The following is a 26,246-nucleotide window of genomic DNA, read 5'->3' as shown; positions in this document are numbered from 1 at the left end:
TTAACAAGTAGTGACGGCACGACCGGCAGGGGTCGCGTCGGGAACAGCAGGAGGAGCTACCCGTGTACGACGTGGTGCTGCTCACCCTCGGCTCCGAGCGGGATGCTCCGGGAGCCGGGTGTGGCAGCGGCGGAGCCTGCTGTGGTGGTGGCACCGCCACCACCAAGGATCGCGACGAACGCTGCGAGACACCGCGCGTACCGGTGCTGGCCTGCTCCGATGCGCTGACCGCCCGGGGTGCCCGGGTCGAGACGGTGACCGCCCGGTCGGACGCGGAGATCGACCAGGTGCTGGCCCGGCTGGACGGGCCGCCACGCCCCGACGGGCTCACCTGGCCGGACGCCGATACCAAGACCCGGCTCGTGGTCGCCGTGGCCGGTGACGCACAGTTGCGCGCCGTGCTCCGTCGCATGGTGCGCCGGTACGCCCCACCGCCCAGTCGCCGCCCGACCGACCTGGCCGGCAACCGGACGATGCCGGATCTGCCACCGGTCGGCGTACTGCCGCTCGATCCGGCCCGCGGCACGACGCACCGCGACCTCGCCGCGCAGCTCGGGTTGCCCCGCGACCCGGCGGCGGTGGCCGCCGCGGTGCTGGACGGCGCACCACGCCGACTCGACCTGCTGCGCCACGACGGTGGTTCGGTGACGCTGGACGGCGCGCTGCTCGGTGCCGCCGGTGAGGACGGCACCCCGCTGCCCTGGCGCGGCCGGGTCGAGGTGGACGACGCCGTGCTGTCGAACGGCGACGAACCGTTGCTCGCCTGCGCGATCGGCAACGCGGGTGGCTACGCGCGGCTCGACGACGTGACGCTGCTGGCCGGCCCCGACCCGACCGACGGCCTGGTCGAGGTGGCGGTGGCCGTACCGGTGGTCACCCGGTCCCGGTGGGGTCGACGTCGGGTACGCCTGGAGGTCCGGCGGGCCCGCGGCCGGGCCGCGTCGGTGCTGCCCCGGGACGAGGCGGCGCTGCCGTATCTGGACGACGGTGTGGCGGGGCAGCTGGCGCGCAAGCGGTCCTGGTGGACCGAGCCGGGCGCCTGGGCGGTCTGGACGGCCTGATCCGAGCCGGCCGGCGCACCGGAGGCCCGGGTCGGCCACTGGGCCTATCCTCGTCAGGAGGAATGGGGAGGACACCGTGGTGGACGACAACGCCGACCGGGTGCACGTGCCCGGCCAGCATGGCATGCCGGAACGGGACATCGAACCACTCTGGCCGCCGGAGCAGATCGACGGCTTCGGCGCGCCGACGTGGGCTGCCCCGCCGGTGCCGCCCACCGTGCCACCTCCGCCCACGCCGCCGTCGCCCGTGCAGCCGACCCACCAGCCTCCGGTCACGCAGCCGACCCACCAGCCCTCGGTCACGCAGCCGACCGACCAGCCCTCGGTCGCGGGACCGGCCCACCCGCCCGCCACTACCGGGCCGCAGCACGTCCCCGGACGGCCGACGTACGCGCCCGGTGCACCTCCGTCACCTGCGGACTATCCGTCGTTGACCAACGGCGCGCCGACCACCACCGGCTGGGAGCCGGCACCCCGACCCGGGCCCGGCCAGGTCGATCTGGATCTGCCCTTCACCCTGGACCCACCCACCGCCGTCGCGACCAACGACGACGGGCCGACCGACGCGGATCCCCGGGACCTGGCGGACGAGCCTGCGAACGTGGCAGACACCGGCGCCGACGACGATGCCGCGCCGGTGGGCCGGCCGGAGCCGGTGGGCCGACCGCAGACGGAGTCGCCGTGGGCACATCCACCGCAGCGGCCCGGATCCGACCCGGTCGCGTCCGCCGAAACCTCGGCCGGGTCGCCCCGTCCCACCTGGGCCGGGCCGGCCCAACCGCTACCACCGATTCCGCAGCCGCTGCCACCCCAGCAACCCGGCCCGTACCCCTTCGTCGCGCCGCAGCACGGCAGCGCACCGGTGCCGCAGCCCGGTGCTCCGCTGCCGCCCGTGTCGTCGGATGCCGATGTGCCGCCCGCGTCACCACCCGCCGGCCCGCAGCCGGCGGACGCGGGACCCGGTGGGCCGCCGCAGCCCGAGCCGCCCGCCCCACCGTCGTACGCGCCGGCGCCTCCCGGTCCGTTCCCCCCACAGCCGGCCTGGCATCCCGCGCCGTGGCAGCAGGGCGCGCCGCCGACCATGCCGCCGGCACCCCAGCAGCCCTACCCGCAGACCAACACCGCGCCACCGGTGCCGTCGGCCTACCCGGAGCCGGCCTGGAATCCGGAGGCCGGTGCGGCGCCCACCGCTGAGGACTTCGCCCGCCGCCGGCAGGTGCGCCCCGCCGACCCGGTCGCGACGACCGGGCTCCGCGCAGTGGTCAACAAGACGGGCCTGGTGAAGCTCCCGCCGGGCCGGCACGAGCTGGAACGCAAACGGGACATCGAGATGGTGCGCCGCAACTTCGGTGGGCTGCGGCAGGTCACCGTGGTCAACCCGAAGGGCGGCGCGGGCAAGACCGTCGCCATCCTGCTGCTCGCGATGACCTTCGGTCAGAATCGCGGTGGATACGTGCTGGCCTGGGACAACAACGAGACCCAGGGCACCCTCGGCATGCGCGCCCAGCAGGACTTCCATTCGCGTACGGTCCGGGACCTGCTCCGGGATCTCGGCCAGTTCCACGGCGCGCAGGGGCGGGTCGGCGATCTGTCCCAGTACGTCCGCTCACAGGGCGAGGGGATGTTCGACGTGCTCGCCTCCGACGAGTCGGCCACCGGCGGTGAGATGCTCACCGCCGCCGCCTTCGGCGAGATCCGCGAGGTGGTCAGCCGGTTCTACAAGTTGATCTTCGTGGACACGGGGAACAACGTCCGGGCGCAGAACTGGCAGGCCGCCATGGACGCCACCGACCAGCTGGTGGTCACCATGTCCGCCCGGAACGACTCGGCGGAGACCGCCGCCCGGATGCTCGACCACCTGGAACAGAGCGGACGGCACCGGCTGGTCCGGCAGGCGGTCACGGTGGTCTCCATGCCACCGTCCCGCAAGGAGATCGACCTGCCCGCGATCCAGGAACACTTCGCCGCGCGTACCCGGGCGGTGCTGCTGGCCCCGTACGAGCGGCTCATCGACACCGGCGAGCCGCTGCGCTACGCGCACCTGTCGACGGCCACCCGGGACGCCTGGCTCAAGATCGCCGCTTCGGTGGCCGAGGGCCTGTAGCGGCCGCCGTCGCGCGCCGCCGGCCCGGGCGTACCCGGGGCCGGCGGCGGCACGTCGACGGGTCGGAGCCGGTGCGGGTGGTCCGGCCCGGCACGCGTCAGTTGCTGGCCAGCGCGTCGGCGGCGGCCGGGTCGCAGTCGCGGAGGAACTGGGCGCAGCGGGCCGCCTCGTCCGCCTCGCCGATCGCGTCCGCGGCCCGGGACAGCACGTAGAGGCAGCGCAGGAAGCCACGGTTGGGCTCGTGTGACCACGGCACCGGCCCGTGCCCCTTCCACCCGCTGCGTCGCAGCTGGTCCAGTCCCCGGTGGTAGCCGGTACGGGCGTACGCGTACGCCGGCACGACCTGGCCCTGCGCGAACGCCCGGGCGGCGAGCGCCGCCCACGCGGCGCTGTGCATCGGGTACCGGGCCGCCACCTCGGCGAACGCCTCGTCGCTGCCGCTCTGCTCGGCTGCGACCAGCGCGGAGTCGGCCTCGACGTGCGCGGGCAGGAGCGTGGCGGGCGGCTCAGGTAGGAGGTTCTGCATCGCCCCATTCAACCCGCTTCGCACGGCGGCCCGCGAGGGGGTCCGGCGAGCCGGTCGGCTGAACGGCCGAGAGGTCGGTCACGCCTGCGGCCCATGCCGTCACCGGGTCGCATCCACTACAACTATGGGTCCGGAGCCTCCCCAGGAACCGGAACGCGGGAGCCCGGCCAGGCCGCCGGGCTCCCGTCTCATCGCCGGGTCGCCCGGGGTCACGTCCACGGCGTTGCGCCCGCCCGGCAGGATGACCCGATGCCGACCCCACCTCCCGCGGACGTCATCGAGCCGCACACCTGGACCGACGAGATCCAGACCCGGGCGGAGTTCGACCGGCGACTGGCCACCGGCAGCCTGGTCGGGCTCACCGTGCAGGGGCTCCGACTGGACCTGGAGCCTCCCGACCTCACCGGGGTCGAGGTGGCCGGAACGCTCTTCGTCGGCTGCCGTTTCGCCTCCCGGCAGGTCGGCGCCGACCTGGTCCGGCGCGGCGCCAACGTGGTTCCGCCGTTCTCCGGGCTGCCGTACCCGACCCAGCCGTCCCACCTCTACACCCCGGAGGAACTTGCCGCCGGCTTCACCGAGGGCGGGTTCGCGGCGATGTACGACACCCGGGTGTACGCGCACTTCCGGGCGCACGGTGGCGCGCTACCCGACGTCCGGGAGGCGCTCGGCCAGCGGCTGCACGACCACGGGGTGGACAACGCGCTCGCCGACGCCACCCGGGCCTGGCTGACCGCCCACGGGCCGCAGTCGGTGGTCGGGGTGATGGGCGGGCACGCGGTCCGCCGGGGAAGTCAGTCGTACCGGATGGCCGCGCTGCTCGGCCGGGAGCTCGCGCGGGCGCACCGGCTGGTGGTCACCGGTGGCGGGCCGGGGGTGATGGAGGCCGCGAACCTGGGTGCGTACCTGTCGACCCGGCCGACGGAGGACCTCACCGCGGCCATCGACCTGCTCGCGGCCGCGCCGGACTACACGGACCACGACCGCTACACGGCGGCGGCGCTGCGGGTACGGGAACTCTTCGGCCGGTCGGTCACGCCGCCGGCGAACGGCACCGAGCCGGTGACCGCCTATCGGGCCGACTCCGCCGCGCTGACCACCGGCGACCTGGACTGGGCGGGCTGCGGTGGACTCGCCGTGCCGACCTGGCTGTACGGGCACGAGCCGGCGAACCTGTTCGCGGGCCGGATCGCCAAGTACTTCTCCAACGCCATCCGGGAGGACACCATCCTGCGACTGGCCCGGGGCGGCATCGTCTTCGCCCCCGGCCGGGCGGGCACCGTGCAGGAGGTGTTCCAGGCGGCCACCAAGACCTACTACGGCACCGACGGCGCCAGCGGCGCGTACGTCTTCCTCGACCGCGCGTACTGGACGACGGAGCTGCCGGTGGAGTCGCTGCTGCGCCCGCTGCTGGCCGCCTCCCCCTTCGGGGATCTGTCGGACACCGTGCACCTGACCGACGACGTCCACGAGGCGGCCCGCCTGCTGACCAGGTGAGGAAGTACGGCTGCGACGGCACGGCGGCCGGCCCCGAGTCGGGACCGGCCGCCGTCCGGGCGACGTCAGTTCGTCACTTGGTCATCGTGGTGCCGGTGGAGCGCAGGTGCTCGCAGGCCTCCGCCACGCGGGTGGCCATGCCCGCCTCGGCGGCCTTGCCCCACACCCGCGGGTCGTACATCTTCTTGTTGCCGACCTCGCCGTCGACCTTGAGCACGCCGTCGTAGTTGCGGAGCATGTGGTCCGCCGCCGGACGGGTGAAGGCGTACTGGGTGTCGGTGTCGATGTTCATCTTCACCACGCCGTAGTCCAGCGCCTCGCGGATCTCCGAGAGCAGCGAACCGGAACCGCCGTGGAAGACCAGGCTAAGCGGCTTCTCCTTGCCGTACTTGGCGCCGACCGCCTCCTGGATCTGGTTGAGGATCTCCGGGCGGAGCTTGACGTTGCCCGGCTTGTAGACGCCGTGCACGTTGCCGAAGGTCAGCGCCGCCATGTAGCGGCCCTTCTCACCCAGGCCGAGCGCCTCGACCATGGCCAGACCGTCCTCGACGGTGGTGTAGAGCTTGTCGTTGATGGCGTTCTCGACGCCGTCCTCCTCGCCGCCGACGACGCCGACCTCGATCTCCAGGACGATCTTGCCCTTGGCCGCCTCGTCGAGCAGCTGGGCCGCGATCTCCAGGTTCTCCGCCACCGGCACGGCCGAGCCGTCCCACATGTGCGACTGGTACAGCGGCTCCTGGCCGGCCTTCACCCGCTCCTGAGAGATGGCCATCAGCGGCCGGACGAACTTGTCCAGCTTGTCCTTCGGGCAGTGGTCGGTGTGCAGGGCGATGTTGACCGGGTACTTCTTGGCCACCTCGTGCGCGTACGCGGCGAACGCCACCGCACCGGTGACCATGTCCTTGACCGAGGGGCCGGAGAGGTACTCCGCGCCACCGGTGGAGACCTGGATGATGCCGTCGCTCTCCGCGTCGGCGAAGCCCTTGAGCGCCGCGTTCAGCGTCTGCGAGGACGTCACGTTGATCGCCGGGTACGCGTACCGGCCGGCCTTGGCGCGGTCCAGCATCTCGGCGTAAGCCTCGGGGGAAGCGATGGGCATGTCGAACGCTCCTTACTTGCCGCTGTCGGCCGTACGGCCGCTGTTCTCCGTAGGGGCCCGGCCGTGCGGCCGCCTGTCCTACCTTGGGGGCCGGCCGTGCGGCCGCCTGTCCTACCGTGCTGCGCCGGACCGCGCTGTCCTCCGCGGGCAGTATCCCGTAGCGGCACCCGACCGGCACAACCGGGCCGGTTCACCGCCGGTCCGCTGGATCCGGCACCGCGACGCTGATCAGCCAGGTGACCACCGCCATCACGATGGCTCCCCAGAAGGCCGCCCAGAAGCCGTCCACCTGGAACGGCAGGTCGAGCGCCCGGGCGATCCGGTCGGTCAGCAGGAACAGCAGGGCGTTGACCACCAGGGCGAACAGGCCGAGGGTCAGCAGGTAGAAGACGCAACCCACGACCCTGATGACCGGCTTGAGCACCGCGTTGACCAGACCGAAGATCAGTGCCACGACGAGCAGGGTGAACGCCGTGTCGTAACCGGTGCGCCCGGTCACCTCGACCCCGGGCACGATCAGCGTGGTGATCCACAGTGCGATGGCGGTCGCCGCCAGTCGGATGAGGAAGCCCACACAACCATCCTGGCACCGGCGACTGCCGCCGGTGGGTCGATTCGGCCGACTCGACCGCGACGGCGGCGTACCCTCGACGGCTCGGCGGCCGGCCGGTTGCCAGCACCGCGCCGGCACAACCCGTACGGTGGGTGGGTACCCGTCCGTCGACATCCCGGAGGCATCGCATGGGCCAGCCCGACGAGGACTTCGCCCCCGGCGACCACCTGAGCCCGGAGGAACGCGACCTGGAGGCCGAGCCGGCCGACGCCGTCGAGCAGGCCGCCGTGGTCGACCCGAGCCAGGTCGACGTCGAGCCGCACCGTGGCCTGGAGGTCGACGACTGGGACGCCATGGAGCAGGCCCGCGTGGTCGGCGCCGACGAGGACGACTACCGCTGACCAAGCAACAGCACCACCGGTGCCCCGCCGAACACCCTCGGCGGGGCGCCGCCCGTTCCGCTCCCACCACCACCCAAGCCCACAGCCGTTTCACCTTCATCGCCGTCTCCACCCCGGCAGCCCAGCCCGACCGCCACCGGTGAAAGCTGGCACCGCCGGCGCAAGCCGGACCCCGACGGGTTTGCGGGGCAGCCCCACCCGCGCAGGGATCAAGCCTGACCGCCCGGAGCGGGTGGGGCTGCCCTGCAAACCCCCACCGCAACCACCGCACCCCACCGAAAACAGGACGGCGCAAGATCGGGAGAGCTGACACCATGGGCGGGTGCTGCTCACCCTCACCACGACGCACCAGCCGGCGACGGACCTCGGTCACCTGCTGATCAAGCACCCCGACCGGGTGCACGCCTTCGACGTGCCCGTCGGCACCGCGCACGTCTTCTACCCGGAGGCCGACGAGCAGCGCTGCACGGCCGTGCTGCTGCTCGACGTCGATCCGTTGAAGCTGGCCGCCGCCCGGGGTCGCGGCCGCAAAGCGACCACCGCCCCGGAGAGCTTCACCCTCGGGCGGTACGTCAACGACCGGCCGTACGCCGCGTCCAGCCTGCTCGCCTCGGCACTGTCGAAGGTGTACCGCTCGGCGCTGCGCGGCGCTTCCAAGGAACGTCCCGAGCTGGCCGCCCGAGGCATCCCGCTGGAGGTGCGGGTGCCGGTGCTGCGCTGCCGTGGTGGGGCCGACGTGGCGGAGCGGGTGTTCGGTCCGCTCGGCTGGGAGGTCACCGCCACCGCCATCCCGCTTGACGAGCTGCACCCGCAGTGGGGCGACAGCCGTTACGTGGATCTGACCCTCACCGGCACACTGCGGGTCGCCGACGCGCTCAACCACCTGTACGTGCTGCTGCCCGTGCTGGACGACGCGAAGCACTACTGGGTGGCGCCGGACGAGGTGGACAAGTTGCTGCGGGCCGGCGCGGGTTGGCTGGCCGACCACCCTGAGCGCGGGTTGATCATCCGCCGCTACCTGGCGCACCGGCGGGCGTTGGCGGGCACCGCACTGGAACGGCTGGACGCCCAGCGCCCCACCGACGAGCCGACCGCCGACGACGAGTTGGCGGACGCGGTGCCGGCCGAGCCGGCGCCCCGGGCGTCGCTTGCCGCCCTCCGCCGGCAGGCGGTGCACGCCGCCCTTGTCGACGCGGGCGCCCACCGGGTGCTGGACCTTGGCTGCGGCGGGGGTGCGCTGCTGGCGACGCTGATCGGTGACCGACGGTTCACCGAGATCGTCGGCACCGACGTCTCCACCCAGGCCCTCACCCTGGCCACGCGGCGGCTGCGACTGGACCGGCTGCCGGAACGCCAGCGCACCCGGGTCACGCTCCGGCAGTCCGCGTTGACCTACCGCGACGAGCGGCTGTGCGGGTACGACGCGGCGGTGCTGATGGAGGTCGTCGAGCACGTCGACCCGCCCCGGCTGCCGGCGTTGGAGGATGCCGTCTTCGGCTACGCCCGACCGACGACGGTCGTGGTGACCACGCCCAACGTGGAGCACAACGTGCGCTACGAGGGGTTGCCCGCCGGCGCGTTCCGGCATGCCGACCACCGGTTCGAGTGGACCCGCGCCGAGTTCGCCGACTGGGTACGGCGGGTCGGTGCCACGTACGGCTACTCGGCCGTGGTGCACGGCGTCGGCCCGGACGATCCGGAGACCGGCGCACCCACCCAGCTGGCCGTGTTCACCCGTGCGGAGGCAGCCCGATGACCGTCCTCGACATTCCCGAGCTGGCCCTGGTGGCGCTGGTCGGCATCTCCGGCTCCGGCAAGTCGACATTCGCCGGCCGGCATTTCGCGTCCAGCCAGGTCCTCTCCTCCGATGCCTTCCGGGCGATGGTCGCCGACGACGAGAACGACCAGTCCGCCTCGGCGGAGGCCTTCGACGCGCTGCACTACGTGGCCGGCAAGCGGCTGCGCGCCGGCCGGCTGACCGTGGTCGACGCGACGAATCTTCAGCCACACGCCCGAGCCGCCCTGGTCCGGGTGGCCCGGGAACACGACGTGCTGCCGGTGGCGATCGTGCTGGACGTGCCGGAGGCGCTGGCCTGGGAGCGCACCGAGGCCAGGTCCGACCGCACCTTCGGCCGGCAGGTGCTCGGCCGGATGTCCCGGGACCTGCGGCGCAGCTACGGCCAGCTGGCGCGGGAGGGCTTCCGCAAGGTGCACGTGCTGCGCGGCACCGAGGAGATCGAGGCCGCCGAGATCCGCTACGAGCGGCTGTTCAACGACCGGCGCGAGCTGACCGGGCCGTTCGACATCGTCGGTGACGTGCATGGCTGCCGGGTCGAGCTGGAGGCGCTGCTGACCCGGTTGGGCTGGCGGCTGCACCGCGACGACGCCGGCCGGGCGGTGGACGCGACGCATCCGTCGGGGCGTACCGCCGTGTTCGTCGGCGACCTGGTGGACCGCGGCCCGGACTCGCCCGGGGTGCTCCGCCTGGTGATGGGCATGGTCACCGCCGGGCACGCGCTCTGCGTGCCCGGCAACCACGAGCAGAAGCTGCTGCGCAAGCTGCGCGGTCGCAACGTCAAGGTGGCGCACGGTCTGGCCGAGACGCTGGCGCAGCTGGACGCGGAGCCGGCCGAGTTCACCGCCCAGGTGGCCGCCTTCGTCGACGGACTGGTCAGCCACTACGTGCTCGACGGCGGCCGACTGGTGGTGGCGCACGCCGGGCTGAAGGAGGAGTACCAGGGCCGGGCGTCCGGGCGGGTACGCGCCTTCGCGTTGTACGGCGAGACCACCGGCGAGACCGACGAGTACGGCCTGCCGGTGCGCTACCCGTGGGCCCGGGAGTACCGCGGTTCGGCGACCGTCGTCTACGGCCACACCCCCACCCCCGAGCCGGAGTGGGTCAACAACACCATCTGCGTCGACACCGGCTGCGTCTTCGGCGGCCGGCTGACCGCGCTGCGCTACCCGGAGCGGGAACTGGTCTCGGTGCCGGCGGAGCGCGAGTGGTACGCCCCGGTCCGGCCGCTGACCGCCGCGCCGGCCAGACCCGACGAAGTGCTCGAGTTGACCGACGTGACCGGTCGCCGGCACGTGGAGCACGCGTACGGCTCGCTGACCGTGCCGGCGGAGAACGCCGCTGCCGCGTTGGAGGTGATGAGCCGCTTCGCGGTCGACCCGCGCCGGCTGGTGTGGCTGCCGCCGACCATGGCGCCCTGCTCGACGTCGCAGTTGGACGGCTACCTGGAACATCCGGCGGAGGCCTTCGCCGACTACCGGGCGGTCGGTGTGGACCGGGTCGTCTGCGAGGAGAAGCACATGGGCTCCCGGGCCGTGGTGCTGCTCTGCCGGGCACCGGACGGTGGTCCGTTCGGTCCCGGCGGCGGGGTCGTGCACACCCGCACGGGTCGACCGTTCTTCGGTGAGCCGCTGGACACGGAGCTGCTGGACCGGGTACGCGCGGCGGTGACCGGTGCCGGGCTCTGGGACGAGCTGGCCACCGACTGGCTGCTGCTCGACTGCGAGCTGCTGCCGTGGTCGGCCAAGGCCGCCGGCCTGATCCGCGAGCAGTACGCGGGGGTCGGCGCGGCTGGCCGGGCCGGCCTGCCGGTGGCGGTGGCGACGCTGGACGCGGCGATCGGGCGCGGACTCGACGTGGCCGAGCTACGCGACCGGATGGCCCGCCGCCGCGACGACGTGTCGGCCTACACGGCCGCGTACCGGGCGTACGTGGGCCCGACCGACGGGCTGCGCGGGGTGCGGCTCGCGCCGTTCGCGGTGCTCGCCGGGGCGAAGGCCAGCTACGGCGACCGGGATCACGGCTGGCACCTGGCGTTGGCCGACCGGCTCTGCGCGGCCGACCCGGAGTTCTTCACGCCCACCCGGCGGCGAATCGTCGACCTGTCCGACGACGGCTCGGTACGGGAGGCGACCGACTGGTGGCTGGCGCTGACCGGGACCGGCGGCGAGGGCATGGTCGTCAAGCCGTACGCGGGTCCGGCCGCCCGCAGCGAGCGGGGCTCGCTGCTCCAGCCGGGCATCAAGTGCCGAGGCCGGGAGTATCTCCGGATCATCTACGGTCCCGAGTACACCGAGCCCGAGCAGCTGGCCGTGCTGCGGCGTCGGTCGTTGGGCCGCAAGCGGGGCCTGGCACTACGCGAGCACGCGCTCGGCCTGGCGGCCCTGGACGCCCTGGTCGACGGTGCCCCGTTGTGGCGCCGCCACGAGTTGGTCTTCGCGATCCTGGCCTGCGAGTCGGAGCCGGTCGACCCACGGCTGTGACCTGGCCGGGCGGGCGACCGAGCCACCGGTAGCCTGATTGACCGTGGCGGACGCCACACGGGCCAGTGATCGAGCGATTCACGGAACGGAATCTTCATGGCATTGGGCGAACGGGTAGGCCATGTCCTGCGCGGCGCGGCCATCGGCGTGGCCGAGGCCGTGCCAGGCGTCAGCGGCGGGACGATCGCGCTGGTGACCGGCGTCTACGAGCGGGTCATCGCATCCGCCGGGCATCTGGTGAACACGGTGCGGTACGCGGTGACCGACGTCCCGCGCGGGCGCGGGTGGACGCGGGCGGGGCACCAGCTACGGCAGGTGCACTGGGAGGTGGTCATCCCGCTGCTGATCGGCATGCTGCCCGGCCTGCTGATCGCGGCGAAGCTGCTCGAACCGCTGCTGGCCGACCATCCGGAGCAGACCCGGGGACTCTTCCTCGGGCTGGTCCTCGCCTCCGTGCTGGTGCCGATCTCGATGGTCGGCAAGTCGTGGCGGGGGTCGGAGGTGGTCGCGCTGATCGTCGCCGGGGTCGCGGCGTTCGTGCTGACCGGACTGCCGCAGGCCACCATCGAACCGCACCCGCTGGTCGTCCTGGTCGCGGCGGCGGTCGCGGTCTGTGCCCTGGTGCTGCCCGGGGTCTCCGGGTCGTTCCTGCTGCTCACCATCGGCCTGTACGAGCCGACGATCAGCGCCGTCAACGACCGCGACTTCGGCTACCTGGCGATCTTCGCCACCGGGATGGTCATCGGTCTGGCGCTCTTCGTCAAGCTGCTCCAGTGGCTGCTCGAGCAGCACCGCCGGATGACTCTGGCGGTGATGGCCGGCGTGATCCTGGGCAGCCTGCGGGCGCTGTGGCCGTGGCAGTCCGAGGACCGGGCCCTGCACGCGCCGGGCGACCATGTGCCGTCCATTGTGGCGCTGTTCCTGATCGGCGTCGCCGTGGTCGCGGCAATGATCATCGCCGAGCGTCGCCGGCTTCGTCGGGCCGCCCGGGATCTCACCGAGGAGACGTACGAGACGCCGCACGTCCGCTGAAACCACCGCTTGGTGGCTGCCCGGCTGGGGCCGCCACCAAGCGGTTCCGGTTCAGCGAGCCTTTTTGGTGGCCCGCTTGCGCGGCGGGGTCAGCAGGTCGGCGATCGTGGCGATCGCGGTCGGGACCAACCGGTAGTAGGCCCACACACCGCGCTTCTCCCGTTCGAGCAAGCCGGCCTCGGTGAGGATTCGGAGGTGGTGGCTGACCGTCGGCTGGGAGAGGCCGAGCGGCGCGGTGAGGTCACACACGCACGCTTCGCCCTCGGGCGCCGACTGGATCAGGCTGAGCAGCCGCAGCCGGGCGGGGTCGGCAAGGGCCTTGAGGACCCCCGCCAGCCGCTCGGCGTCGGCGCGTTCGATCGGCTCGCCGGCAAGCGGCGAGATCTGAGGCATAGTCATTTCGGCCAACGCAGTTCCCACGTATTCCATCCTTCCACCAGCAGCATCGATCCGCCTGCATATCAGCAGATCCGAATCGGCAGACTTTTACGCCACAAGGCCGAGGTCAGCCAACGTATAGGCCGCCCGATAGGGCAATCCGGCGGCTCGCACCGCGTCGCCGGCACCACGATCAACGATAACCGCCACCCCCACGACCTCGGCCCCGGCCTCGCGAAGGGCCTCGACGGCGGTCAGCACACTTCCCCCGGTGGTGGAGGTGTCCTCCACCGCCAGCACCCGACGGCCGGCGACGTCGGGTCCCTCGATCCGACGTTGCAACCCGTGCGCCTTGCCTGCCTTGCGGACCACGAACGCGTCCAACGGACGCCCGGCGGTGTGCAGCATCGCGAAGGCGATCGGGTCGGCACCCAGGGTCAGACCGCCCACCGCGTCGTACGACCAGTCGGCGGTCAGCTCTCGCATCACCCGTCCCACCAACGGTGCCGCCCGGTTATGCAGCGTGACGCGACGCAGATCGACATACCAGTCGGCCTCCCGCCCGGAGGAGAGCACCACCCGGCCATGGACCACAGCCAGGTCGGAGATGAATTTACGCAGGTCGTCGTGGTCCCCCATGGCGATAGAGGGTACTGCGCAAGTCTGTGGGCCGGGTGTGCGGGCCACGCCGGTCAACCCCTCCGGTGGACCGATGAGTGGCGATGTCCGGTTACCCTACGTCGATCATGACGGCGGATCGAGCCATGTCTTCCTCCCGCCGGGCGGCCGACCAACCGGGCCGCCGGTCAGCCGCGGTCGCGGCCGATGCGGCCTCGGGTGTCTCGGGAGACGACGTCGAGCAGCCGGCGCGGAGCGTGCCGCAGTCCCGCCACGGCGAGCTTGTACTTCCACGACGGAACGCTCACCAACTTGCCTTTGTGCAGGTCACGGAGGGCCTCGTCGACCACGTCGGTGGCTTGGAGCCACATCCACCCGGGGGTTTTCGACATGTCGATGCCGGCTCGCTTGTGGAACTCGGTGCGCGTGTAGCCCGGGCAGAGGGCCATCACCCGTACGCCGAAGGGGCGGGCGGACTGCCCGACCGACTCGCTGAAGTTGGTGACCCACGCCTTGCTGGCCGAGTACGTCGATCCGGGCATCACCGCGCCGAAACCCGCGACGGAAGAGACATTTATCACTGCGCCGCTGCGCCGTTCGGTCATCGTGGCCAGCGCGGCGAGGGTGAGCCGAAGCACCGCGTGCACGTTCAACCGCAGCAGTCGGGTCTCGTCCTCGACGGACGACCGGAGGAACGGCTTGTTGAGACTGATGCCGGCGTTGTTGACGAGCAGCTCGACGGGCGGCCCGTCAGCCAGCCGACGTTCGACCGTGGCGCAGCCGTCGTCGGTGGACAGGTCGGCGGTGATGGTCTCGGTCTGCACGCCGTGCCGGCCGGTCAACTCGGCGGCCTGGGCCGCCAGCCGGGTGCCGTCCCGGGCGACCAGCACGAGGTGCCAGCCGTCGGCGGCTAGGCGGGTGGCGAACGCCGCCCCGATGCCCGCCGTCGCCCCGGTGATCAACGCCCATCGTCCGGTCGTCGGTTGGGGCGTCACGGGCGTCATCACCTCGGCGGGTACGGGGGCGACGGCGGCGCCCCGGGCGGCGGGTAGGGCTGGTACGGCGGTGCCGGCGGCGGGTAGGGGGACGGTGCCGGCGGGTGTCCGAACGCTGCGGTGGGCGGCTGGTGCGGAGCCGCGGACCGCTGGGGTGCCGGCCGACGCCGGAACCAGGCGTTGGCCGCAGGCAGAGCCAGCAGCACGGCTACCACAAGGTAACCGAGCACCTGGGCGATCGAAAGGGTGACGGTGAGCGGAATCCACCAGGACGGGTGGGCGTCCGGCACCAGAGCGAGCAGCTCGGCGGTCGCCCGGTCGTCACCGAGATCGAGGGGCGTCGCGCGCTGCACGACAAGCGTGACCAGCCCACCACACCCACAGCACCCGCCCAGCCCGGCGACCACCCAGGTCGCCACCCGAGCCGCCGGCAGGCGGGCGGCCAGGCCCAGCGCCAGGCCGACGAGGAGCAGGCCGGCGAGGATGCTCAGCACCGCCGACACCACGACCGAGGCCCGCACCAGCGCCACCACCGCGTCGACCTGAGCGGGGTCGGCGTCGGCGTCGGCCGACGCGCGGAACCGGTCCACCGTGCCGCTGACCGTCGCCAGCCCGGCTGCCGCGAACGCGAGCGCGCCGAGCGCCATCACCACAAGCGTCACCGCCGCCAGCACGACCACCGCCGGCCGGCGGGCCGGTGCCTGTTCGGGGTACGACACGACAAGTCCCTCCGGTAGGCGTTCGGAAGCAACCTACTCGGAGGGACCGTCGCGGTCGTGCCGTACGCGGGTGTCGACGTTCCGGGGCGAGCCGAGTTTCAGGCGACGGCCGGCCGGGGGAAGCCGGCACCCGCACCGAGCCACCGAGGGTCAGCCGGGGCGGTCGGTGGGCGGCTGCGTGCCGGGCTGCTCCGGACCGTCGGCCGGCGGGGTCTGCCCGCTCGGCTGGCCGCCGGGGGCCGACGGATAGCCGGGCTCGGCCGGCTGCTGCGGGGTGGCCGGGTAACCGGGTTCGCCCGGCGTGGTGCCCGGGTAGCCGGGGGCCGGCGGGTAGCCGGGCTGGCTCGGGTACGCACCACCGGGCGTCGGCGGCTCCCACTGCTGGGTCGGCTTGCGGAAGAACTCGTTCGCCTTCGGCAGTGCCAGCAGGATCAGCGCCACCAGCAGCGAGATCAGGCTGATCACCCCGAGCAGGATGCTGACCGGGGTGGTCCAGCTGGGCAACGCGTCTTCCAGCCGACGCTGGATCTCCTCACCGCTGGGCATGTCACCGCTGGTGTCGCCGGGCGTGCCCAGGTTGCCGGCGAACCCGCTCAGCTGACCGAACCCGGTGCAGCAGAAGAGGATGCCGCCGACGATCCAGGTGGCGATCCGGGCGCCGTTCTTGCCGCGCAGGTTCATCAGACCCAGGCCGAACAGCGCGAACGCCGCCACCAGCAGGAAGATTGCGGTGCCGACGCTGACGAGGACCACGACGTCGGCGACGTTCTGCGCCCCCTCGACGGTGGAGTCGCGGTATGCGTCGTCCATCACGTCGCGGACGGTGCCGATGGTGGACAGCGAGATGATCACGCTGATCAGTTGGCAGATCGCGAACAGCAACAGCAGGTAGGTGGATATCGTCACCACGCCCGGTCGCGACCGGGCCGGGGTGTTCTGAGGATCGACCATCTTTCTCCCTTCCTGGAACGCGCTTCACCGTATCGGCAACGGGCCATTCCGGCACGGCGCGACGCCGAGCGGTGGGCGCGCCACCGGCCAGCCGGTCGGTCGGGATCGATCAGACGGGCGTTTCCCCGCTCAGGAGCCGCTCTGCGGGTGGACGGTCACCCCGTCGCCGTCCAGCCGTTCACCACGGGCCATCGCCCAGCCCGCCTCGCCGTACGCCTCGAAGGTGAGCCGCGCCCCGCCCGGGGCCCGGTAGTCGTGGTAGCGCATGGTGCCGCTCGGCGTCAGTCCGATGGATCCGGATGCGGTGTACCGGGCCTGGCCCGACTCGTGCCAGCTGTAGCTCCGCCCGCCGGACTTCACCACCGGCGCTCCCGGCGTGACGGTCGCGTCACGCGGCGCCGACTCCCAGAGCACCAGTTCGAACGCGGGGCTCTCGGCGACCGAGAGCCGACGCCGACCACCGTGCTCGTCCAGGTCGTCGAGGAGGTGCTCGGCCCACCTCCACTCGCCTTCCACCAGGCGGATCGACCCCCGCACGGCATAGGTGGCGTCACCGATCTCGACGATGTCCCCGACCTCGATCCGCCTCGGGTCACGTCGCTGCCCGCCGCCGTACCCCTGCTGCGGCCGACGGTCCGCCGTCGACCGGCCACGCCACCAACGCAGCGCGAACCCGGCGACGGCCAGCCCGGCCAGGCAGCCGGCCACCAGGTACACCGTCGTCCCGTCCACCGGTCACCTCCCGAGACAGTTCGGCGGAGACGTCGACCATGATCCGGGCAGCTGCCGCCCGCCGCCACCCGGCTACCGGTCGGCCTGATCCGCTCCGCCGGAACCCGCACCGCCCGGCTCACCACCGCCGGGGGCCGCCGGCCCGTCCGACGTCGGTGGATCAGGCGGAGTCTGCGGGTCGGCCGGCGGGTCCGCCTGGTGCGGGAAGTGCCCGGCCGGATCCGGACCGGGCACGCGGTACCCGGGCATCGCATACCCCGCATCAGGGGCCCCATACCAGGGCGGTGACGGATAACCCGGCGGATACCCCGGCAGCGGTGCGTGACCGGACGGCGCGGGATAGGCGGGGTGGCCCAAGGGCACCGGGTAGCCGACCAGGTAGGCGTTCGGTATGTCGCGCCCGGGCAGCGGCCAGGCCGGCGCGGGGTCGGTGCGGGGCACGAACCAGCGGTGCGCCGGCGGCAGCGCCAGCAGCAGCACCACCGCCGCCGTGAGCAGGAACACCAGCAGCACACCTAGACCCGTCAACGGGAGGAACACCTCGAACGCGTTCGGCTGGTCGTACAGAGCCTCCATGAAGTTCGACTCCGGCCAGAACTCGTCGTCCGGCGGCGGAACCTCCTCCGGGTACGTCTCGTCGACGTACGGCCCGTCGGCAAGTGCGAACGCCAGACCGAACGGGACCAGGAACGCGCCGGCACAGCCCTGGACGACGCAGAGCAGCAGTTGGAGGCCGCCGGCCACGAACACCATCACCCGGGCGGTGTTGCTGCCCCGGAGCACCCAGCCTGACGTGAGCCCCAACCAGAGCGCCAGCAGCAGGGCCGGCACACCGAAGACCGTCGCCATCATGACGGTGTTCCAGCGCTCCGCGCGTACCTCGTCCGGGTCGGCGTCGGGCACCTGCCGCAGCGCCTTGTCGATCGCGTCGTTCCAGTCGACCGCCGCCAACACCAGCAGGGTGACGAGGCCGAGCAGGATCAGCACGGTGGCCAGTTGCAGCCAGAAGGCCACAGTGACGGTACCGGGGCGCGGCGGCCGGGGCGGGGGTACGGCTGCCGACGGTTCGGCGGTCGCGGTCATGTCGCGGACGGTACGGACCGTCGGCAAGCCCCGGCAGCCCCGTTCGGGTGGATCCGAACGGCGGTCGGATCAGGTGGCGGCGAGTCGCTCGACGGCGTACGCGCCCACCGTGGTGCTTCCCATCACGCAGCCGGTCATCGTGCTCAGCTCGGCGGCGTCGCCGCGCAGCGCCGTCCAGGCCGCCCGCCCGGCCGCCGGGTCGAGCCGCTCCAGCAGGGTGGCGGCGTACACGCGACCCGCGGGGGCGCTGCCGGTGAGCAGCCGGTCGAGCAGGTCGCGTACCTCCTCCGGTCGGTCGGTCACGGCCGCCGCGACGCGCTGGTACGCCTCGGTCTCGGGCAGCAACGTGCCCGCGATCCCGACCCGACCGAACGCCAACGTGTTGGCGTGACCGAGCTCCGCGACGGCTCTCGCCAGCTCCGATTCCTTCTTGCGGCGCATCCCGAACATCTCTCCATCCTCGCCCCGGGAGCCCGCCTCCGCCCGTCGGAGGCGGGCCCGGCGCGACGGGCTCAGCCGGACGTGACCGACAGAGCGTCCTTGCTGTCCCGCAGGTCGACCCGCACCGTGTCGCCGTCGCGGACCTCGCCGGCGAGCAGCGCCCGGGCGAGCTGGTCGCCGATCGCCGACTGGACCAGCCGGCGAAGCGGGCGGGCACCGTAGATCGGGTCGTACCCGTGCTCGGCGAGCCACCCACGCGCGTCCTCGGTGACGTCCAACGTCAACCGGCGGTCGGCGAGACGCCGGCTCAGCCGCGCCAGTTGAATGTCCACGATGGCCCGCAGGTCGTCACCGTGCAGGGCGGCGAAGACCACGATGTCGTCGAGCCGGTTGAGGAACTCCGGCTTGAAGTGCGACCGGACCGTGGCCAGGACGCCCTCGCGGCGCTGCTCCTCGGCCAGCGTCAGATCGCTGATGACCGCCGAACCCAGGTTCGAGGTGAGGATCAGGATGGCGTTGCGGAAGTCGACCGTACGCCCCTGGCCGTCGGTGAGCCGGCCGTCGTCGAGCACCTGGAGCAGGATGTCGAACACGTCCGGGTGGGCCTTCTCCACCTCGTCGAGCAGGATCACCGAGTACGGCCGGCGGCGCACCGCCTCGGTGAGCTGGCCGCCCTCCTCGTAGCCGATGTAGCCGGGCGGTGCGCCGACCAGGCGGGCCACCGAGTGCTTCTCGCCGTACTCGCTCATGTCGATGCGGACCATCGCCCGCTCGTCGTCGAAGAGGAACTCGGCCAGCGCCTTGGCCAGCTCGGTCTTGCCGACACCGGTCGGGCCGAGGAAGAGGAAGCTGCCGGTCGGGCGGTCCGGGTCGGCGACTCCGGCCCGCGCGCGCCGGACGGCGTCCGAGACCGCGGCGACCGCCTCGGACTGGCCGACCACGCGTCCGCGCAGGGACTCCTCCATCCGCAGCAGCTTGGCGGTCTCACCCTCCAGCAGCCGGCCGGCGGGGATGCCGGTCCAGGAGGCGACCACGGCGGCGATGTCGTCCGCGCCGACCTCCTCCTTGAGCATCGCGCCGGCGGACTGCAGCCGGGCCAGTTCCTCCTCGGCGGTGGCCAGGTCGGCCTGGAGCGCCGGGATCCGGCCGTACCGCAGCTCGGCGGCGCGTTCCAGTTCGCCGTCGCGCTCGGCCCGTTCCGCCTCGCCGCCGAGCCGTTCCAGCTCCTCCTTGGCGGTGGAGAGCTTGGTGATGTGGCTCTTCTCCAACTGCCACCGCTCGGACAGGGCGGTGAGCTGCTCACGCTTGTCGGCCAGCTCCTTGCGTAGCCGCTCCAGTCGCTCGGCGGAGGCGGCGTCCGGCTCCTTGGCCAGCGCCATCTCCTCGATCTCCAGCCGGCGCACCGCGCGCTCGATCTCGTCCACCTCGACCGGCCGGGAGTCGATCTCCATCCGGAGCCGGGACGCCGACTCGTCGACCAGGTCGATCGCCTTGTCCGGCAGGAACCGGTCGGTGATGTACCGGTCGGAGAGGGCGGCGGCGGCGACCAGCGCGGCGTCGGTGATGCGTACGCCGTGGTGCACCTCGTAGCGCTCCTTGAGCCCGCGCAGGATGCCGATGGTGTCCTCCACGGTGGGCTCACCGACCAGCACCGGCTGGAAGCGCCGCTCCAGCGCCGGGTCCTTCTCGATGTGCTCGCGGTACTCGTCGAGTGTGGTCGCGCCGACCATGCGCAGCTCACCGCGGGCCAGCATCGGCTTGAGCATGTTGCCGGCGTCCATCGAGCCCTCGCCCTTGCCCGCGCCGACGACGGTGTGCAGCTCGTCGAGGAAGGTGATGACCTGCCCGTCGGAGTTCTTGATCTCCTCCAGGACGGACTTCAACCGCTCCTCGAACTGGCCCCGGTACGACGCACCGGCGACCATCGCGCCGAGGTCGAGCGAGACCAGCTTCTTGTCCCGCAGCGACTCGGGCACGTCGCCGGCCACGATCCGCTGGGCCAGGCCCTCCACGATGGCGGTCTTACCCACCCCGGGCTCGCCGATCAGCACCGGGTTGTTCTTGGTACGCCGGGACAGCACCTGGATCACCCGACGGATCTCGGAGTCCCGCCCGATCACCGGGTCGATCTTGCCGTCCCGGGCGCTGGCGGTCAGGTCCACGCCGTACTTGGTGAGCGCCTGGTAGGTCTGTTCCGGGTCGGCGGTGGTCACCCGACGATCGCCGCCGCGTACCGTCGGGAAGGCGGCGACCAGGCTCTCCTCGGTGGCACCGGCGGCCTTGAGCGCGGCGGACACGGCACCGCCGACCCGGGCCAGCCCGGCGAGCAGGTGCTCGGTGGAGGTGTATTCGTCGCCCAGGGGGCGGGCAATCTGCTCGGCGGCACCGATGGCGTTGACGAACTCACGGGCCAACGTCGGCTCGGCGATGCTGGACCCGCGTGCGGCGGGCAGCCCGTCGACGGAGCGCTGGGTGGCGCGGCGCAGCTCGGCCGGGTCGGCCCCGACGGCGCGCAGCAGGCCGGCAGCGGTCGAGCCCTCGGTGTCCAGCAGCGACAGCAGCAGGTGCCACGGTTCGACGGTGGCGTGCCCCCGCTGGTTCGCCAGGGCGACGGCGCCGGTGATGGTCTCGCGGCTCTTGGTGGTGAGGCGTTCGGTGTTCATGGGCTCCCCTGGATCGGTGTGTCCACTGGTACCGACAGAACCAGAGTTGAGTCTATTCCACTCAACCTGAGCGGTGTGAGCTGTATCACTTGTCGCACGTCACTCCATCGATCGACCCTCGGCGACGGCGAGCAGCTCAGCTCCCCCGTGCCGGCGGAGGACTCGCGGGACGACCCCCGGTACTTCTACTCGTGGCCGGCGGTCGTGGACGCCTGGTTGGTGGAGATGCTCCGCCCGGTGGACCTGCTGTCCCGGGTCGTGGTGTCGGCGGTGACCGAGCCGGACGTAGGCGGCCTGGTCCACATCGACGCCGGCCCGTTGGGTAACGAACCGTCGCCGTACCACGGCTTCGCCCTGCCTGACCGGCGAACGCTGCGGATCGTCCTCGACCCCGAGCGGGGCTGCCTGGTCGCGGTGACCGTGAGCCGCGTCGGCCGGCCCTCACTGACCTGCCGCCTCACCGGGCTCGCCTGAGCCGTCCGGCGGCCCGGCGCGCATGTCGTACCCGCTGCGCCGGCTCCGTACGTCCGGCGGCGTGCCGGTAGCGTTGCCGGGGTGCGAGTACGTGTCGAACAGACTGCCTTACCGGGGATCGGTGTCCGCCACGAACTGGTGACGGAGTCCGGCCGTCGCCTGGGCGTGGTCTCCCATCGCAGCGGCCGTCGGGACCTTGTCCTGTACGACCCGGACGACCCGGACGCCAGCGCGGCGGACATCCCGCTCACCGATGACGAGGCGGAGGCGCTGGCCGACATCCTCGGCGCGTCGCTCATGCTCGGCCAACTCTCCGGGCTGCGCGAGCAGGCCGCCGGGCTGCTCACCGAGCAGATCGCCATTCCGGCCTCCTCGCTGTACGTCAACCGGCCGTTGGGGGACACCAAGGCCCGGACCCGCACCGGCGCCTCGATCGTGGCCGTGCTGCGCAACGGCGAGGTGAACGTCTCGCCGGCTCCATCGTTCCGGTTCGCCGCGGGCGACGTGGTGGTCGTCGTCGGGACCCGGCACGGCCTCGACGCCGTGACGGCCATCCTCGCCGACGGCGATCCGGACGGCTGAGGCGCGGATGCACGAGACCACGACCCTGCTTGTCGAAGTCGGCGCCCTGCTGTTCCTGCTCGGTCTGCTCGGGCGGCTCAGCCGCCGGATCGGCCTGTCACCGATCCCGCTGTACCTGCTCGCCGGACTCGCCTTCGGCCACGGCGGCATCGTGGAACTCAACGCCAGCGAGGAATTCTTCGCCGTCGGCGCGGAAATCGGCGTGATCCTGCTGCTGGTGATGCTCGGCCTGGAGTACTCGGCCACCGAACTCGTCGGCAACCTGCGGGCATCCGCGCCCGCCGGGCTGATCGACGCCCTGCTCAACGCCTTGCCGGGGGCGGCCTTCGCGCTGCTGCTCGGTTGGGGCTGGGTGTCCGCGGTGGTGCTCGCCGGGATCACCTGGATCTCGTCCTCGGGGGTGATCGCCAAGATCCTCGCAGACCTGGGCCGGCTCGGTAACCGAGAGACACCCGTGGTCCTCTCGGTGCTGGTGATCGAGGATCTCGCGATGGCGTTCTACCTGCCCCTGGTGACCGCCCTGCTGGCCGGCGTGGGCGTGGCTAAGGGCGGTATCGGTCTGGGCATCGCGGTGGTGACCGTCATCGCGGTGCTCGTGGTCGCCGTCCGGTACGGCAAGCAGATCTCCAGATTCATGTCGGCCGACGACGCCGAGGCGCTGCTGCTCGGTGTGCTCGGACTGACCCTCCTGGTGGCCGGGATCGCGGCGAAGCTCCAGGTCTCGGCGGCGGTCGGCGCGTTCCTGGTCGGCATCGCGCTGTCCGGCCCGGTCGCCCACCACGCCACCGAACTGCTCACTCCGCTGCGGGACCTGTTCGCCGCCGTGTTCTTCGTCTTCTTCGGCCTGGTCACCGATCCTCGGGGCATCCCGCCGGTGCTGCTGCCGGCACTGCTGCTCGCGTTCGTGACGATGGGCACGAAGACGTTGACCGGTTACCTGGCGGCCCGGCGGGCCGGAATCGCCGAGCCGGGACGCTGGCGGGCCGGGTTGGCACTCGTACCCCGGGGCGAGTTCTCCATCGTCATCGCCGGGCTGGCGGTGGCCGCCGGCGGCGTCGATCCGCAACTGGCGGCGCTCGCCACGGCGTACGTACTGATCACGGTGGTGACCGGGCCGATGCTCGCCCGGTTGCCGGACCTGGGTTGGTTCAAGCAGTGGTTGCGGTCGCGGGCCCGGGCCCAACGGGCGCAACGGGCACCGGTGGCCGACCGGGCGTGACCGCTCACCGGCCGGTGAGACCGTCCGGACGGCCCCCGTCGACCAACAGATGCCGAATTGCTTCCCGCAGGGTCTACCGGTACTCACCGGTACCGCGTTAACGTGTCGCCCCAGCAGCCAGGTTCCCGGTGGGCGCACGCCCCCGCGGGCGGAAGCGGAAGGTTGGCCGGTGAGCGTGCAGGAGTCAGCGTTCCACGGCTTCGCCAACCCCGTCGATCCGACCCCGGCGGAGTTGCGAGCGTGGGCCTACCAACCCGACTCGGTCCCGTTGACGTCGATGCCGCCGGACTGGGACCTGCTGGTCTCCGGTGACCGGCTGGTGATGACGCTGTTCGAACTCGCCATGGACACCCGCTGTCCGGCGCGTCGGTTCGCGCTGCACTGCCTCTACATCTACGCCGCCGACGGGATCCGGACGAACTTCCGGGCGCACCCGAAGCGTCGCTTCCGGAAGCTCGTCGACCAGGCCGAGCGCAACGGCGACGAGTTGATGCGTACCTGGGCGCACAACAGCCGGGTACTGCTGACCCGGCCGGAGCTGTTCGTGTACCGGGAGTGGTGCGAGGGCGGGCTGGTCCGGGAAAATCGCCGGCTCTGAACGTGCCGAACGGGCCGGGACCCCCCGTGGCTCCCGGCCCGCACGTCGGCGGATCGTCAGCGCGACCCGCCCCGCTCACGACGGTGCTGGTCACTGCGCACCTGGCCGGCACCTCGGCCGACCTGACCGCGTTCCGCCGCGACCCGGTCGACGGATCTGTCGTCCTGACTCTGCCCGGAGAGACGTCCCTTGGTGATCCGGTCGAACCGACGCTGGACGCTCTCGGCCAGGTCGTCGAGGCGTTGCTCCGTCTGCTCGGCCACCTTTCTCGCCGCTTCCGTCATGGCTCCCCCCGCCAGATCGGAGTCCGGATTGAGTTGGTTTAGACGTGATTTCTGAAGGCTAGTCGGGACAACCCGTCCGGCGCTCGGGTTTGCGGAAACACGAGCGCCGCGGAGACGCGGAAGGGTGTGGCTCCGCCTGGCGGAGCCACACCCTTTCGGCGATGGCGGGCGTCAGCGCCCGGGGCTGCGTCGGGGACGCCAGACCACCAGGGCGGTCGAGGTCTGGTTGGTGGGTACGAGATCCCGGCCGGGGAAGCGGGCCAGCGACTCCAGCTCGGCCATCCGGCGGTACGCGGCGTCGAGTTCCGCCTCCAGTTGGGCGACCCGCTGCTGCGCCTGCTCCAGCAGTCGCTCCAGCCCGATGATCCGCTTGATCCCGGCGAGGTTGACGCCGTCGTCCTGGCTGAGCCGCTGCACCTCGCGCAGCAGCACCACGTCCCGGACGCTGTACCGTCGACCACCACCGGCCGCCCGGCCGGCCTGCACCAGGCCGAGCCGGTCGTACTGGCGCAGCGTCTGCGGGTGCATCCCCGCCATCCGCGCCGCGACCGAAATCATCAGCACCTTGGCCTCGTATGCCGGGTCATCCGAGCCGACGAACCCGTCCATCCCGCTCACCTCCGCACCGCTTCACCGATCAACCGAACCGACGCACCCGCGCGTCGAGATGTTCCCGGGCCGCCGGCGGGGTCTGCTCGGCGAACGTCTCCAGAGCGGCCCGTGCCTCGTCCGAGATCCGCGCTGGCACCACCACGTCGAGGGTGACCAGCAGGTCGCCGGCCTGACCGTCCCGGCGGCTGACACCCTTGCCCCGGGCACGCAGGATGCGACCGCTCGGCGTACCCGGTGGCACCCGCAGGGTCACCGGACCGTCGAGCGTCGGTACCCGCAGATCGGTGCCGAGGACGGCCTCCGCGAACGTGATCGGCACGGTGAGCGTGAGGTCGTCGCCGGTGCGCCCGAACACCTCGTCCGGCCGGACCTTCACGTGCACGAACAGATCACCCGCCGGGCCGCCGCGCTCACCCGGCTCACCCCGGCCGGCCAGCCTGATCCGCTGGCCGTCGGCCACCCCGGCGGGGAAGCGGACGTTGAGCGTACGGGTCTTGGTGACCCCGCCGGTGCCCTGGCACTCCGGGCACTTCTCGTCCACCACCGTGCCCACGCCCTGGCAGTTGCGGCAGGGCTCGGAGAAGCTGAACGCGCCCTGGTTCCGGTTGGTGACCCCGGCGCCGTGGCAGACCGGGCAGGTGCGTGGCACGGTGCCGGGCTTGGCGCCGTTGCCGTGGCAGGTGTCGCAGACACCGGGTGCCCGCAACGTCAGCGGCAGGGTCACGCCGCGTACCGCGTCGTCGAAGTCGAGCGCCACCTCGGTCTCGATGTCCCGGCCCCGGGCCGGACCGGGCGCGCCCGCACCCCCGCCGCCGGAGAAGATCGAGCTGAACAGGTCGGAGATGTTGCCGCCGGCGAACCGGCCGCCACCTGACTGCGCGCCGCCGAACAGGTCGGAGACGTCGAACGGGGCACCGCCCGGCTGGCCGCCCTGCCGGGCACCACGCCGGAACGCACCCGAGCCGAACAACGAGCGCATCTCGTCGTACTCACGGCGCTTGGCGTCGTCACCGAGCACCGCGTACGCCTCGGACACCGCCTTGAAACGCTCCTCGGCCTTGGCGTCACCGGGATTGTGGTCCGGGTGCGACTCGCGGGCCAGCTTGCGGTACGCCTTCTTGATCTCATCAGCCGGCGCGGCCTTCGCCACGCCCAGGACCGCGTAGTAGTCCTTCTCGATCCAGTCCTTCGAACTCACCCGTACACCTCCTCCCCACCGCCGGGCCCGGTCCGCCCCGCCCGCCGGGTGTCGGCGGGCGGGGCGGCCGGGTCACCCTAGCGCACAATTGCGGGTCGGCGACCGCGACCAGCGCGGGCCGCAGCAGTCGCTCACCGACCTGGTAGCCCCG

26 protein-coding genes are annotated in these 26,246 nt (G+C 72.3%); 11 read left to right on the top strand and 15 right to left on the bottom strand.

Annotated features, from left to right (window positions below):
* The first annotated feature begins 62 nt into the window (after positions 1 to 62).
* Both V5O40_RS04215 and V5O40_RS04210 read left to right on the top strand, forming a co-directional pair.
* Positions 63 to 1,061 carry a diacylglycerol kinase family protein gene (locus V5O40_RS04215; protein ID WP_332904230.1) on the top strand — a complete coding sequence of 333 codons (999 nt, stop codon included), beginning with the start codon at positions 63 to 65 and terminating at the stop codon, positions 1,059 to 1,061.
* 76 nt (positions 1,062 to 1,137) lie between these two features.
* Positions 1,138 to 3,165 (top strand): MinD/ParA family ATP-binding protein, encoded by a 2,028-nt coding sequence (locus V5O40_RS04210; RefSeq protein WP_332904229.1) that lies wholly within the window; start codon positions 1,138 to 1,140, stop codon positions 3,163 to 3,165.
* 97 nt (positions 3,166 to 3,262) lie between these two features.
* Here the strand turns inward: V5O40_RS04210 and V5O40_RS04205 are convergent, their stop codons facing one another.
* The gene (locus tag V5O40_RS04205; RefSeq protein ID WP_332904228.1) at positions 3,263 to 3,691 is read right to left on the bottom strand and encodes a DUF3151 domain-containing protein; all 429 of its coding nucleotides are present in this window, start codon (positions 3,689 to 3,691) and stop codon (positions 3,263 to 3,265) included.
* 249 nt (positions 3,692 to 3,940) lie between these two features.
* On the opposite strand from V5O40_RS04205, the gene V5O40_RS04200 reads away from it, so the two are divergent.
* A complete protein-coding gene (locus V5O40_RS04200) occupies positions 3,941 to 5,185 on the top strand; it encodes an LOG family protein (RefSeq protein ID WP_332904227.1) in 1,245 nt (414 codons plus the stop codon).
* Between the two features lie 73 nt (positions 5,186 to 5,258).
* Here V5O40_RS04200 and fbaA read toward each other — a convergent pair whose 3' ends face one another.
* Positions 5,259 to 6,284, bottom strand: coding sequence for a class II fructose-bisphosphate aldolase (fbaA, locus tag V5O40_RS04195; RefSeq protein ID WP_269740430.1), 1,026 nt, complete (start codon positions 6,282 to 6,284; stop codon positions 5,259 to 5,261).
* 190 nt (positions 6,285 to 6,474) lie between these two features.
* The gene (locus V5O40_RS04190; RefSeq protein WP_332904226.1) at positions 6,475 to 6,858 is read right to left on the bottom strand and encodes a phage holin family protein; all 384 of its coding nucleotides are present in this window, start codon (positions 6,856 to 6,858) and stop codon (positions 6,475 to 6,477) included.
* A 167-nt stretch (positions 6,859 to 7,025) separates the two neighbouring features.
* Here V5O40_RS04190 and V5O40_RS04185 point away from each other — a divergent pair, with 167 nt between their 5' ends.
* From V5O40_RS04185 to V5O40_RS04170, 4 genes are all read left to right on the top strand, one after another.
* Positions 7,026 to 7,238 carry a hypothetical protein gene (locus tag V5O40_RS04185; protein ID WP_093403775.1) on the top strand — a complete coding sequence of 71 codons (213 nt, stop codon included), beginning with the start codon at positions 7,026 to 7,028 and terminating at the stop codon, positions 7,236 to 7,238.
* Positions 7,239 to 7,560: 322 nt separating this feature from the next.
* A complete protein-coding gene (locus V5O40_RS04180; protein WP_332904225.1) occupies positions 7,561 to 8,994 on the top strand; it encodes a 3' terminal RNA ribose 2'-O-methyltransferase Hen1 in 1,434 nt (477 codons plus the stop codon).
* Positions 8,991 to 11,516, top strand: coding sequence for a polynucleotide kinase-phosphatase (locus V5O40_RS04175; RefSeq protein WP_332904224.1), 2,526 nt, complete (start codon positions 8,991 to 8,993; stop codon positions 11,514 to 11,516). The genes V5O40_RS04180 and V5O40_RS04175 overlap by 4 nt, the downstream gene beginning before the upstream one ends.
* A gap of 96 nt (positions 11,517 to 11,612) precedes the next feature.
* Positions 11,613 to 12,548, top strand: coding sequence for a DUF368 domain-containing protein (locus V5O40_RS04170; RefSeq protein WP_332904223.1), 936 nt, complete (start codon positions 11,613 to 11,615; stop codon positions 12,546 to 12,548).
* A 51-nt stretch (positions 12,549 to 12,599) separates the two neighbouring features.
* Here the strand turns inward: V5O40_RS04170 and V5O40_RS04165 are convergent, their stop codons facing one another.
* The 9 genes from V5O40_RS04165 to clpB all read right to left on the bottom strand — a co-directional run bounded on the left by V5O40_RS04165 (position 12,600) and on the right by clpB (position 21,128).
* Positions 12,600 to 12,977: an ArsR/SmtB family transcription factor gene (locus V5O40_RS04165; RefSeq protein WP_007073957.1), complete on the bottom strand. Its 378-nt coding sequence runs from the start codon at positions 12,975 to 12,977 to the stop codon at positions 12,600 to 12,602.
* 57 nt (positions 12,978 to 13,034) lie between these two features.
* Positions 13,035 to 13,565: an orotate phosphoribosyltransferase gene (gene pyrE / locus V5O40_RS04160; protein ID WP_269740435.1), complete on the bottom strand. Its 531-nt coding sequence runs from the start codon at positions 13,563 to 13,565 to the stop codon at positions 13,035 to 13,037.
* A gap of 167 nt (positions 13,566 to 13,732) precedes the next feature.
* Positions 13,733 to 14,548, bottom strand: a complete 816-nt coding sequence (locus tag V5O40_RS04155; protein ID WP_332904222.1) for an SDR family NAD(P)-dependent oxidoreductase — start codon at positions 14,546 to 14,548, stop codon at positions 13,733 to 13,735.
* On the bottom strand, positions 14,548 to 15,258 hold the full coding sequence (locus V5O40_RS04150) for a hypothetical protein (protein ID WP_332904221.1): 711 nt from the start codon (positions 15,256 to 15,258) through the stop codon (positions 14,548 to 14,550). Before V5O40_RS04150 ends, V5O40_RS04155 begins: the two co-directional genes overlap by 1 nt.
* Positions 15,259 to 15,408: 150 nt before the next feature.
* Positions 15,409 to 16,209 carry a hypothetical protein gene (locus V5O40_RS04145; protein WP_332904220.1) on the bottom strand — a complete coding sequence of 267 codons (801 nt, stop codon included), beginning with the start codon at positions 16,207 to 16,209 and terminating at the stop codon, positions 15,409 to 15,411.
* 129 nt (positions 16,210 to 16,338) lie between these two features.
* Positions 16,339 to 16,941: a DUF4178 domain-containing protein gene (locus V5O40_RS04140; protein ID WP_332904219.1), complete on the bottom strand. Its 603-nt coding sequence runs from the start codon at positions 16,939 to 16,941 to the stop codon at positions 16,339 to 16,341.
* Between the two features lie 72 nt (positions 16,942 to 17,013).
* On the bottom strand, positions 17,014 to 18,024 hold the full coding sequence (locus V5O40_RS04135) for a hypothetical protein (RefSeq protein WP_332904218.1): 1,011 nt from the start codon (positions 18,022 to 18,024) through the stop codon (positions 17,014 to 17,016).
* A gap of 69 nt (positions 18,025 to 18,093) precedes the next feature.
* Positions 18,094 to 18,474, bottom strand: coding sequence for a hypothetical protein (locus V5O40_RS04130; protein WP_332904217.1), 381 nt, complete (start codon positions 18,472 to 18,474; stop codon positions 18,094 to 18,096).
* 62 nt (positions 18,475 to 18,536) lie between these two features.
* Positions 18,537 to 21,128 (bottom strand): ATP-dependent chaperone ClpB, encoded by a 2,592-nt coding sequence (gene clpB / locus V5O40_RS04125; protein WP_332904216.1) that lies wholly within the window; start codon positions 21,126 to 21,128, stop codon positions 18,537 to 18,539.
* Positions 21,129 to 21,203: 75 nt separating this feature from the next.
* Between clpB and V5O40_RS04120 the strand changes: the two genes are divergently transcribed.
* The 4 genes from V5O40_RS04120 (at position 21,204) to V5O40_RS04105 (ending at position 24,001) form a co-directional block, all read left to right on the top strand.
* Positions 21,204 to 21,602: a hypothetical protein gene (locus V5O40_RS04120; RefSeq protein ID WP_332904215.1), complete on the top strand. Its 399-nt coding sequence runs from the start codon at positions 21,204 to 21,206 to the stop codon at positions 21,600 to 21,602.
* Positions 21,603 to 21,683: 81 nt separating this feature from the next.
* Positions 21,684 to 22,184 (top strand): cation:proton antiporter regulatory subunit, encoded by a 501-nt coding sequence (locus V5O40_RS04115; RefSeq protein WP_164446722.1) that lies wholly within the window; start codon positions 21,684 to 21,686, stop codon positions 22,182 to 22,184.
* A 7-nt stretch (positions 22,185 to 22,191) separates the two neighbouring features.
* Positions 22,192 to 23,403, top strand: coding sequence for a cation:proton antiporter (locus V5O40_RS04110; protein ID WP_332904214.1), 1,212 nt, complete (start codon positions 22,192 to 22,194; stop codon positions 23,401 to 23,403).
* 169 nt (positions 23,404 to 23,572) lie between these two features.
* Positions 23,573 to 24,001: a hypothetical protein gene (locus tag V5O40_RS04105; RefSeq protein ID WP_332904213.1), complete on the top strand. Its 429-nt coding sequence runs from the start codon at positions 23,573 to 23,575 to the stop codon at positions 23,999 to 24,001.
* Between the two features lie 56 nt (positions 24,002 to 24,057).
* On the opposite strand, the gene V5O40_RS04100 is transcribed toward V5O40_RS04105, so the two are convergent.
* From V5O40_RS04100 to dnaJ, 3 genes are all read right to left on the bottom strand, one after another.
* Positions 24,058 to 24,264, bottom strand: a complete 207-nt coding sequence (locus V5O40_RS04100) for a hypothetical protein (RefSeq protein WP_332904212.1) — start codon at positions 24,262 to 24,264, stop codon at positions 24,058 to 24,060.
* Between the two features lie 192 nt (positions 24,265 to 24,456).
* Complete coding sequence (locus tag V5O40_RS04095; RefSeq protein ID WP_164446726.1) at positions 24,457 to 24,894, bottom strand: heat shock protein transcriptional repressor HspR; 438 nt, start codon at positions 24,892 to 24,894, stop codon at positions 24,457 to 24,459.
* A 28-nt stretch (positions 24,895 to 24,922) separates the two neighbouring features.
* Positions 24,923 to 26,095, bottom strand: coding sequence for a molecular chaperone DnaJ (gene dnaJ, locus V5O40_RS04090; RefSeq protein ID WP_332904211.1), 1,173 nt, complete (start codon positions 26,093 to 26,095; stop codon positions 24,923 to 24,925).
* Positions 26,096 to 26,246 lie beyond the last annotated feature (151 nt).

This window comes from Micromonospora palythoicola (assembly GCF_036689795.1).
GTDB lineage: Bacteria > Actinomycetota > Actinomycetes > Mycobacteriales > Micromonosporaceae > Micromonospora > Micromonospora palythoicola.
This window is presented reverse-complemented; position numbering and strand designations above follow the sequence as displayed.

What these genes read in the sequence shown, in the direction of transcription:
- V5O40_RS04200 (WP_332904227.1), top strand. Translation starts at nt 3,941, where the DNA reads ATGCCGACCCCACCTCCCGCGGACGTCATCGAGCCGCACACCTGGACC.
- fbaA (WP_269740430.1), bottom strand. Translation starts at nt 6,284, where the DNA reads ATGCCCATCGCTTCCCCCGAGGCTTACGCCGAGATGCTGGACCGCGCC.
- V5O40_RS04175 (WP_332904224.1), top strand. Translation starts at nt 8,991, where the DNA reads ATGACCGTCCTCGACATTCCCGAGCTGGCCCTGGTGGCGCTGGTCGGC.
- V5O40_RS04095 (WP_164446726.1), bottom strand. Translation starts at nt 24,894, where the DNA reads ATGGACGGGTTCGTCGGCTCGGATGACCCGGCATACGAGGCCAAGGTG.
- V5O40_RS04110 (WP_332904214.1), top strand. Translation starts at nt 22,192, where the DNA reads ATGCACGAGACCACGACCCTGCTTGTCGAAGTCGGCGCCCTGCTGTTC.
- clpB (WP_332904216.1), bottom strand. Translation starts at nt 21,128, where the DNA reads ATGAACACCGAACGCCTCACCACCAAGAGCCGCGAGACCATCACCGGC.
- V5O40_RS04130 (WP_332904217.1), bottom strand. Translation starts at nt 18,474, where the DNA reads ATGTTCGGGATGCGCCGCAAGAAGGAATCGGAGCTGGCGAGAGCCGTC.
- V5O40_RS04145 (WP_332904220.1), bottom strand. Translation starts at nt 16,209, where the DNA reads ATGGTCGATCCTCAGAACACCCCGGCCCGGTCGCGACCGGGCGTGGTG.
- V5O40_RS04205 (WP_332904228.1), bottom strand. Translation starts at nt 3,691, where the DNA reads ATGCAGAACCTCCTACCTGAGCCGCCCGCCACGCTCCTGCCCGCGCAC.
- V5O40_RS04185 (WP_093403775.1), top strand. Translation starts at nt 7,026, where the DNA reads ATGGGCCAGCCCGACGAGGACTTCGCCCCCGGCGACCACCTGAGCCCG.
- pyrE (WP_269740435.1), bottom strand. Translation starts at nt 13,565, where the DNA reads ATGGGGGACCACGACGACCTGCGTAAATTCATCTCCGACCTGGCTGTG.
- V5O40_RS04165 (WP_007073957.1), bottom strand. Translation starts at nt 12,977, where the DNA reads ATGGAATACGTGGGAACTGCGTTGGCCGAAATGACTATGCCTCAGATC.
- V5O40_RS04170 (WP_332904223.1), top strand. Translation starts at nt 11,613, where the DNA reads ATGGCATTGGGCGAACGGGTAGGCCATGTCCTGCGCGGCGCGGCCATC.
- V5O40_RS04155 (WP_332904222.1), bottom strand. Translation starts at nt 14,548, where the DNA reads ATGACGCCCGTGACGCCCCAACCGACGACCGGACGATGGGCGTTGATC.
- V5O40_RS04135 (WP_332904218.1), bottom strand. Translation starts at nt 18,024, where the DNA reads ATGACCGCGACCGCCGAACCGTCGGCAGCCGTACCCCCGCCCCGGCCG.